The sequence below is a fragment of the Helicobacter sp. MIT 14-3879 genome (assembly GCF_003364125.1).
The window spans coordinates 1-9,260 of the sequence record NZ_NXLP01000047.1 but is presented as its reverse complement, the minus strand read 5'-3'; the positions used below and the strand labels follow the sequence as shown (position 1 = coordinate 9,260).

General features: G+C 31.9%; 9 protein-coding genes. 3 read left to right on the top strand and 6 right to left on the bottom strand.

Annotation, left to right across the window (positions count from 1 at the left end):
• Positions 1 to 410: 410 nt before the first annotated feature.
• Positions 411 to 614, bottom strand: a complete 204-nt coding sequence (locus tag CQA44_RS12425) for a hypothetical protein (protein ID WP_147289788.1) — start codon at positions 612 to 614, stop codon at positions 411 to 413.
• Between the two features lie 673 nt (positions 615 to 1,287).
• Complete coding sequence (locus tag CQA44_RS10230) at positions 1,288 to 1,860, bottom strand: hypothetical protein (RefSeq protein WP_147289787.1); 573 nt, start codon at positions 1,858 to 1,860, stop codon at positions 1,288 to 1,290.
• A 258-nt stretch (positions 1,861 to 2,118) separates the two neighbouring features.
• On the opposite strand from CQA44_RS10230, the gene CQA44_RS13535 reads away from it, so the two are divergent.
• Complete coding sequence (locus CQA44_RS13535) at positions 2,119 to 2,193, top strand: hypothetical protein (protein ID WP_408941390.1); 75 nt, start codon at positions 2,119 to 2,121, stop codon at positions 2,191 to 2,193.
• 1,647 nt (positions 2,194 to 3,840) lie between these two features.
• Here CQA44_RS13535 and CQA44_RS10220 read toward each other — a convergent pair.
• The 4 genes from CQA44_RS10220 to CQA44_RS10210 are packed head-to-tail and all read right to left on the bottom strand — an operon-like array spanning position 3,841 to position 4,778.
• A complete protein-coding gene (locus CQA44_RS10220) occupies positions 3,841 to 4,029 on the bottom strand; it encodes a hypothetical protein (protein ID WP_147289786.1) in 189 nt (62 codons plus the stop codon).
• Positions 4,030 to 4,047: 18 nt separating this feature from the next.
• Positions 4,048 to 4,170: a hypothetical protein gene (locus CQA44_RS13295; protein ID WP_258865005.1), complete on the bottom strand. Its 123-nt coding sequence runs from the start codon at positions 4,168 to 4,170 to the stop codon at positions 4,048 to 4,050.
• Between the two features lie 55 nt (positions 4,171 to 4,225).
• The gene (locus tag CQA44_RS10215) at positions 4,226 to 4,498 is read right to left on the bottom strand and encodes a type II toxin-antitoxin system YafQ family toxin (protein WP_115547142.1); all 273 of its coding nucleotides are present in this window, start codon (positions 4,496 to 4,498) and stop codon (positions 4,226 to 4,228) included.
• On the bottom strand, positions 4,485 to 4,778 hold the full coding sequence (locus CQA44_RS10210; RefSeq protein ID WP_115547141.1) for a type II toxin-antitoxin system RelB/DinJ family antitoxin: 294 nt from the start codon (positions 4,776 to 4,778) through the stop codon (positions 4,485 to 4,487). The genes CQA44_RS10215 and CQA44_RS10210 overlap by 14 nt, the downstream gene beginning before the upstream one ends.
• A gap of 1,198 nt (positions 4,779 to 5,976) precedes the next feature.
• Between CQA44_RS10210 and CQA44_RS10205 the strand changes: the two genes are divergently transcribed.
• Together CQA44_RS10205 and CQA44_RS10200 are read left to right on the top strand one after the other, a co-directional pair.
• Complete coding sequence (locus CQA44_RS10205) at positions 5,977 to 7,764, top strand: NAD(P)/FAD-dependent oxidoreductase (protein ID WP_115547140.1); 1,788 nt, start codon at positions 5,977 to 5,979, stop codon at positions 7,762 to 7,764.
• 342 nt (positions 7,765 to 8,106) lie between these two features.
• Positions 8,107 to 8,883, top strand: coding sequence for a (S)-acetoin forming diacetyl reductase (locus tag CQA44_RS10200; protein ID WP_115547139.1), 777 nt, complete (start codon positions 8,107 to 8,109; stop codon positions 8,881 to 8,883).
• The last annotated feature ends 377 nt before the right edge of the window (positions 8,884 to 9,260 follow it).

Below are 9,260 nucleotides of genomic sequence, written 5' to 3'. Positions count from 1 at the left end.
TATCCCAAACACAAAAGATTCTTGAGATTTTGGAGCAAAAAATCACCTATCTTAAAGAAAACACTAACAATGCAAGACGTTAGCCGAAGTCTCTCTGAACCCTCAAACTTGCCATTACTAAAGGCTTTAGCCGAAGTATCTTAAAGATTCCATAATGAGAGATTCTTCAGCCTTGCTACGCAAAGCTTTAAGAATGACAATTTAATTTATCCTCTTTAAAATGTGTTACCTTTCATTGCTTAAGGCTTTAGCCGAAGTATCTCTCTTTGCAAATGTAAGTAAAATCGATTGTGTAAGCAAAGCGAAGAATCTAACAAAGAATCTCTACAAGATTCTAAAGCTTTACTAAAACTCTTAAAAGCGTTAGCTAAAGTATCTCTAATAGAATCTTTTAAGATGCTACACTTAGCCTAATTTGAAAATTTTATTAAAGCTTTAAGATTCTTTAGCTTGTTAGAATCTAGCAGAAGAGATTCTATGGATTCTTCACTTGCTAAAGCAAGTTCAGAATGACAATCCCCCATTGTCGTGTTGAGGGAAAGTAAAACACCTCTTAGAATCAATGAGAGATTCTTCAGCCTTGTTACGCAAAGCTTCAGAATGACAATCCCCATTAGCCTATTCTTGTGAATAGAAAAAAGGGTCTTGATATGGCAAATGGATTGCTTAAGAATGACAATTCATTATGTTATCCTCAATCTCATTGCCAAACAAACTAAAATCGGCTTAAGAATGACAATTCATTATGTTATCCTGAAGTCAAAATAGCATCGGAAATATGGTTTGAGTGTTTTAGACTTAAAAATATGATAAAACAAGAAATTCAAACAATAAAAAGGCTATTGAGTTTCTGTTTTAGATTTATTGAAAAGTAATATACCGATATTATTTTGCTACCAGCAATTTTAGGATTTGTTTTAGACTTAGCTACCAGCAATTTTAGGATTTGTTTTAGACTTAAAAATATGATAAACCCTGTAAATCAAATCTTGCCTTACCTTTGGATTTGGTTGTGGATTTGACTAAGCCCTCTTTATAAATCTTAAAATCCCTTTATACTCAAATACAAATCTTTAAAAAGAACACTTAATAAAACTCTTTATAAATCTTAAAGTCCCTTTATGCTCAAATTTGAGAATATGGCATACATATTTTTTCTTTGCTCTTTAAAAACCTTAAAATCCCTTTATACTCAAATCATTTAATAGCTTAGATGCTTAAATTTTTATAAATCTTAAGTCCTGCTTATTTGCTGCTTAATGTAGCATAGTTTAAATGCTGTGAGTATTATAATTTGACCTTGTAGCTTAATGCTACTTGAAGTGGCGCATAGATTGCTCCATTCTCACCACTTAAAGCTTTTATACTCCACGAAAAGAGAGTGATTTGCGCTCCTAATTCAATTCTTTGATAAGTGTCTATATCAAATGAAAGCCCAACTCGAGCATTGATAGGGATTTCTCCATACAAACGGGGATTTACCAAAGCTTGAAAACGACTTCCTAAACCAAGATAGAATCCAAAGGCTCTATCATCAATCTTTACGAAATTACTCAAAAAATCAATTGCAAGATTAATTTCCGCTGTTTGAAATGCACTAGTATATCCCACACCCACCAACCATCTAAGACCCAAATAATCATTTGCAAAATGTTGTGTGCCAAAGTGTATCCCTGCATAAATATGCCGCTCATTATTACCGCGAAAAATACTGCTTGACTTGACACTCGGAGTATCTTTTGTGGCAGATTCAAATTGCCCTATATCTGCACCCACATCAATGCCCACAAATGCCTTGGCGTTTATACTTGTTGTGATACAAGCACTTAGTATTGCAATTAATAAAAGTTTTTTCATCATATTGCTCCGATTTTGCTTGTTGTAAAATTGGCTGAAATTATAGCATTGTTTTAAGAAATAATTAAGAAAAACTGCAGAATCTGTGTGAAAAAATAAAGTTTTTTAAGAGATTGTTTTGACGCTATCTTTGAAATAATTAAGAGAAATTGCAGAATCTATGTGATACTTTTGTTTTAACAATGAATAAAAGCTAGAATCTTAAGCTTTAAGTGAGTTAAGATTCTAATGATTTTATATCAAGTTTGATAAAAATACACAATAAATCCTACAAAAATAACAAAGGCAAGTAAAAAACAACAAAGGCAAATAAATGTGCTTATAAAATGTGCTTAAGAGGTAGTTTGTCCTAAAATGTGGCAAAAACACAAAAGCCAAAAGTAAGAATTTAAGCACATTGATAAAAGCGAAATTTTGCACAAAGGTAGTAATATCATTGTAAAAATGCACTCAAAACACACTTTTATCAATGCCATATCTTAGTTCATTTAGTAGTAATATCATCATAAAATGCACTCAAAACGCAATAGCCCCAAGCATAGCCTGTATGCTACAAGCAAGGAAGATAGAATCTTCCACTAGTATTGTAAAGATTTAAGTATGCAAAGACTTAAGTATTACAAAATTAAGTATGCCAAAGATTTAAGTGTGTAAAGATTAAATATGCAAAGATTAAGTGTGATTTGCAAAGATAAAAGACAAGATTCTATTAAATCAATATCCTTGAGGGCAGCAAACAAAAGTAATACAAAACATATTCATAATTTCTCCTTTGAATGCCATTAAAGCAATCTTTCTTTTGTGCGTTCTTTGATTTTCATCATAAGCAGCATTAATGCAACACTCACAAAAGGCACAATCAGCAAGTAATAACTTGGAGTTAGTCAAGATTAGCAAGATTAGATAATAGAGCTTATAAATCAAGATAATACATTGCAAAGGCAGTAAATTCAATGCTTGTAAATTGTTCATTATAGATTCAGATAATAAGATAACACATTGTAAAGACGGTAAATGAAGATTATTTTATGTAAATAATAGTTATGTAAATGATAGCTTAGATTTAGCCACTTTTCAGAAAAATGTGCTAGGCTAATGGGGATTGTCATTCTTAAGGTTTAAAGCCTCAATTTGCTTTGTCATTCTTAAAGCTTTGCGTAGCAAGGCTGAAGAATCCCAAAACAAGCTTATAGTTTATTGTCATTCTTAAGGTTTAAAGCCTCAATTTGCTTTGTCATTCTTAAAGCTTTAAGCGTAGCGAAAGTGAAGAATCTATAAGAATCTCTTCTACTAGATTCTAAAAAGAGCAAAGAAACTAAAGCTTTAATAAAACTTTCAAATTGGGCTAATTATAGAATCTTAAAAGATTCTATTAGAGATACTTCGGGCTTTGCCCAAAGTAATGACAAAGGAGGATATTTTGTTTCCTCGCACAATCCCTAAGAATTTTGCTCATACTTTCAAATAGGATAAACTAGATTCACAAGAATAGGATAAGGGGGTTGTCATTCTGAAGTCTTGCGTAGCAAGGCTGAAGAATCTCTTATGTTGGATTCTAAAGAAGCTAACAAATCTTAAAGTTTTTTATTAGAGATACTTCGGCTAACGCCTTAAGTAATGTAATGAAAAAGCTGGGGTGTTTTTACAAAACAAAGCTTAATGATTAAGCCACTTTTAAGAAAAATACAATAAGAAAGCCTAAAGCCCTAGTAGATTCTAAAGATACTAGATTAATTAAGCCTATTAATACATTGCAAAGGCAGTAAATTCAATGCTTGTAAATTGTTCATTATAGATTCAGATAATAAGATAACACATTGTAAAAGCAGCAAATAGGCTTATTAATGTAAATGATAGTTATGTAAATGATAGCCTCATCTCTCTTATATCTGCGACTAAAACCCTGATTCTAGCCTGTATTCTTTCATTATTTCCTTTTAAGCTCTTATTTCAACCTTATTTAAAAAGCCTATTTCAACCCTCTTATTTAAGAGGCGGATATTTAGCCTTGCTCTTTTTAGAATCACAAGTTTTTTTAGAATCAATAGTTTTTTGGAATCTAGTTCTTTTTAATCCCCTAGCTATTTTAGAATCCCAAGCTCTTTTTAGAATCCATAATTCTTTGAGAATCGCCAACTCTTTTAAAAATCCCAAAGCATTTAGAATCCCCATAAGCCCCATTTTTGTTGGTTAGCAGCCCAAACTTTTTTTAGAATCCATAGTTTTTAGAATCCCCATAGCTACGACCTCGCCGCTCTCCTCATCTCTCTTATATCTGCGACTAAACCCTGATTCTAGCCTGTATTCTTTCATTATTTCCTTTTAAGCTCTTATTTCAACCTTATTTAAAAAGCCTATTTCAACCCTCTTATTTAAAAAGCTGGGAATGCGTGCCAAGCCTTATGAGCTTAAGCTCGGCTTGATTATAAATCTTATAAATCACAAGCTTATCGCTCCCTATGTGAAACTCCCTAAAGCCTAGCCATTCACCCTTTAGCTCGTGCTCCCTTGCCTCCTCTGGCAGAGGCTTACCCTCGCAAAGCAAAGAGAGATATTTGGCAAGACGCTCAAATTCACTATCGTTTAAAGTTCTCTTAGCAAAATCTTTAATAAAGCTTTTTTCTCTCTTAAGCCTCAACATTCTCTTGCCTTTTCATTGCTTCATATTCTTTAATAAGCTCCTCTAAGGTAAATTCCTCCATATTTTCATCATTCTCCGCATTTCTCATTGCTTGTAGTGTCTCTTCATTGGGAATCTTTGCTTTAAGCTCAAAGGGGATTCTACTCTCACGCACCACCGCTTTAGCAAAGATATTAAAAGCAGAGCTAAGATTTAAGCCCAGCTGATGAATGACATTCTCAAATTCTTGCTTATCTTTTTTATCCATTCTAAAAGTTACATTAATCATTTTATTAGCCATTGCTTGCTCCTTACAATAAATTTACTGCATTTTACCATAATTTCATTGTTATTTCTATTTTGATGAGTGATATTGCGGATAAGGATTCTGGTGCAAATACTCCAATAAAGCTAATAAAGCTCCCCCTGTCTCTTGAGTTTGCGTAGCAAGCGAAATATCTCTAAAACTCTCTTGCAATTTTTAAATAAGGAGGCTTAATATTTTTATCTCATTTTTTATTAAAGAGTGCGTTTTTTACATTAATTATAAATTTGCCAAAGAATGCCTTTAGATTAATTATAAATTCGCTTGTGTTGCCACCATTTTTATCTAAAATTCCTATCTTTTTTCACAAGAAAATTCACAGCCACCAACAATTCCCAATGCCACTATCTCAAATTATTCTTGTTATAAATAACATTATTCTAAAACTTGCAAACTATCATTATCAGAGGATTCTCCTCATTTAGAATTATGCTTGAAAAAGTAATCAACACGCCCATAATCCCCTAAAAAATGGCAAGGGAAATCGACAAAAAAGGGAGGGTCTCTAGCTTAATTTGTGGATATTTCATTTGACATTTTAGAAATCAACAAAAAGAGGGGTCTCTAGCGGTTTTATCCACATTAATCACATCATATATCATACTTAGGGTATTTCTCTAGCAAAAGGGTGCATAGGAATGCTTTATAGCATTTCATATCTTTTATAGTCTAAATTAACAAACTAACACACTCTTTTTAGGGATTTTACAATATAATTTTTGATAAAGAAAAAAATCTGTTATAACAAGACTTAATATTATTGAATTATGTTAGGTTTTATTTTGCATTGTGTGATGATATTTTGTAATTTTTAATAAATAGTTTTAATTAACAGAGATATTACAAAAACTTGAAATATCAAATTTAAATTTTAAAATTAATCAAACAAATATTTTTCTTACAATTCTATACTATTCTACTTTTCTAAAGAATTTATCATTTTAATAATTTTAATAACAAAAATTACCATTTATTAGACATAGATTTAAAACTAAATATAAGTGTATGTAGCAATGTAGGGTTATAAAAAAGTAACAAATAAAATAGTAGTATTTGATACAAAAATTAAAACCATACTTTTATTTTCTTAACAAAAACTTGACATATTAAAGTTTATAAATTTAAAATTGAATCTCTTAGTATTAAGGAGAATTTATGGATTTAAGGAGAACTTATGGAAAAATATACAGAGATAGCAAAAAAATGGATTGCAAGTTTTGAAGTAGCATTAAATAATAATGATATTGAAGGCATATTATCGCTATTTCAAGAAGAATGTTATTGGCGTGATTTAATAAGCTTTACTTGGAATATTAAGACATTTGAAGGTAAAGGTCAAATCAAAGATATGCTTGTAGCACAACTAGCCGATACAAAAGCACGTAATTTCATTATACAAGAAGTAGGAAATGAAAATAATGGGATTATCGAAGTATTTTTCTTCTTTGAGACATTACTTGCAAGAGGTAGAGGGATATTAAGACTTAAAGGTGGATTATGTTGGACTATACTTACTACTTCTTATGAATTAATTGGCTTTGAAGAAAAGAAAAACAAAAGACGTGTTATGGGTGCAGAACACGGTATTGATAAAAATCGCTTAACTTGGCTTGAAAAAAAGCAAAAAGAAGAATCTGAGCTTGGTTATACAAAACAACCTTATGTTTTAATTATTGGTGGAGGACAAGGAGGTATAGCACTTGGTGCAAGACTTAAACGACTTGGAGTACCAACACTTATATGTGATAAACAAGAAAGAGCAGGTGACCAGTGGCGAAATCGCTATAAATCTTTATGCTTGCATGACCCTATTTGGTATGACCATTTACCTTATTTGCCATTTCCAGATGATTGGCCTGTGTTTTCACCAAAGGATAAAATTGCAGATTGGCTGGAATGTTATGTGAAAATTATGGAACTAAATTATTGGAGTAACGCAGAAGTTACTAAAGCAAATTTTGATGAAAAATCAAAAATTTGGGAAGTAAAGGTTAATAAAGATGGTAAAGAAATTACACTTAAACCTACTCAATTAGTCTTTGCTCTTGGTATGTCTGGCGTCCCAAATGTCCCAAAACTTGAAGGTGCAGAGCTATTTAAAGGAGAGCAACAACATTCAAGTGAACACAAAGGACCCGAACAATATAAAGGTAAAAATGTCATAGTGCTTGGAGCAAATAACTCCGCACATGATATTTGTGCTGCATTATGGGAAAATGATGCAAAAGTTACTATGATACAACGTAGCTCTACACACATTGTGCGTTCAAATTCATTAATGGAAATTGTGCTTGGTGGGCTTTATTCCGAAGAAGCTGTAGAAAGTGGTATCACAACACAAAAAGCAGATTTAATCTTTGCATCTATTCCCTTTAAAGTAATGCCTCACTTGCATAAAGAATTATTTGATGAAATAAGAAAAAGAGATAAGGAATTCTATGATAAGCTTGAAAAAAGAGGTTTCTTACTAGATTTTGGTGATGATGATTCTGGGCTTTTTTTAAAGTATTTGCGTAGGGCTTCGGGTTATTATATTGATGTAGGGGCAAGTGAGTTAATTGCAAATGGTGATATTAACCTTGAGAGAGGTAATATAGCTAAAATAAAGGAAAATAGCGTTGTACTTGATAATGGAAAAGAGTTACCAGCAGATTTAATTGTTTATGCTACTGGCTTTAGCTCAATGAATTTTTGGGTAGAAAAAATAGTATCCAAAGAAATGGCAGATAAAGTAGGTAAAGTATGGGGACTTGGCTCAAACACAACCAAAGATCCCGGTCCTTGGGAGGGTGAATTAAGAAACATGTGGAAACCCACACAACAAGAAAATCTTTGGTTTCACGGTGGGAATTTACATCAATCAAGACATTATTCCCTTTATCTTTCTTTGCAACTTAAGGCTCGCTATGAAGGTTTAAAGACACAAGTTTATGGATTACAAGAGGTCTATCATTTATTTTAATGGGGTTTAAGATGATGAAGCCATTGCTAAAGTATTATGTAGTTTATAGAAAAGCATTGCTATATATTTAAACAAATATAGTTTTAATGTTATGCTTTCAAACAAGGATTCTTAAAAATGGTAATAACATAGATGAAAGATAGAATAATATGATTTCTAGCTAATGCAAAATGGGCAAATACGGGGGTTTAATAAAGAGAGGCGTTGAAAAGATTTTATTTATGGGTAGGCAAAAATTAATAGATGTCGCACCTTTAGTAATTATCTAAAGGTGCGGGTCATATGACAAAATAAACTAATAATTTGGTTATTGAAAAATTGTATTATGATAAGGAGAAAATTATGACAAATAAAGTAGTAATGATTACAGGTGCAGCACAAGGTATAGGGAAGGCAATTGCTATGCGTTTAGCACGAGATGGTTTTGATATAGCAATTGCTGATATAAATTTAGAATTAGCTAAAGAAAGTGCAAAAGAAGTATCACAAAATTATGGCACGAAAGTGTTAGCTTTACCTATTGATGTGGGAAATAGAGATGATGTTTTTCGTGCAGTTAATGAAGCTAAAAATTATTTTGGTGATTTTAATGTTATGATAAATAATGCGGCAATTGGACCTGTTACACCTATTGAAGATATTACTTTTGAGATTTATCGCAAAACTTTTGATATTAATGTTGGCGGTGTATTATGGGGGATTCAAGCGGCTACAAAAGCATTTAAAGAATTAGGACATGGTGGCAAGATTATTAGCGCATCTTCACAAGCAGGGCAAGTAGGCAATCCAGAACTTGCTATTTATGGAGGGACAAAATTTGCAGTTCGTGGTATTACACAAACTGCGGCTAAGGACTTGGCTCATCTTGGAATAACTGTAAATGCCTACTGTCCGGGTATTGTAAAAACACCAATGATGTTTAAAATAGCACAAGATGTCGCTGATGCAGCAGGAAAGCCACTTGAATGGGGAATGGAACAATATGCTAAACATATTACACTTAAAAGATTAAGTGAGCCAGAAGATGTTGCCAATGCAGTAGCATTTTTGGCGAGTTCTGATTCTGATTATATGACAGGACAAGCTATTATTATTGATGGTGGTATGGTGTTTAATTAAGATTTTTTACTTAATTTTAATTTTGTCGATACACACTATATTACTTTAAGATAACAAGTAATTAGGTTTGTAGTTTCGCTTATACAACCCTTCTTTATATTATGAGAATTTTTTGATTTTATCAAAAAATTCTCCAACTATTTGTAAAGATATTTTACCCTCTTTTGTTAATTTCTTATAATTTAATTTTTTGCTTCTCAAAACTCTAACAAAACCTACTATAATACTTCTATTATTTGCTAAAAATATTTAATATTTTAGGATATTTAGCTAATTCTTCAAAAAATCCTTGAGGTTCTATGAAAGCTCCAAGCGGTGCATTCCAAGTAACACTAAACATTACTTTCTTGCCCTGACACAAGCCACCACTACCATAT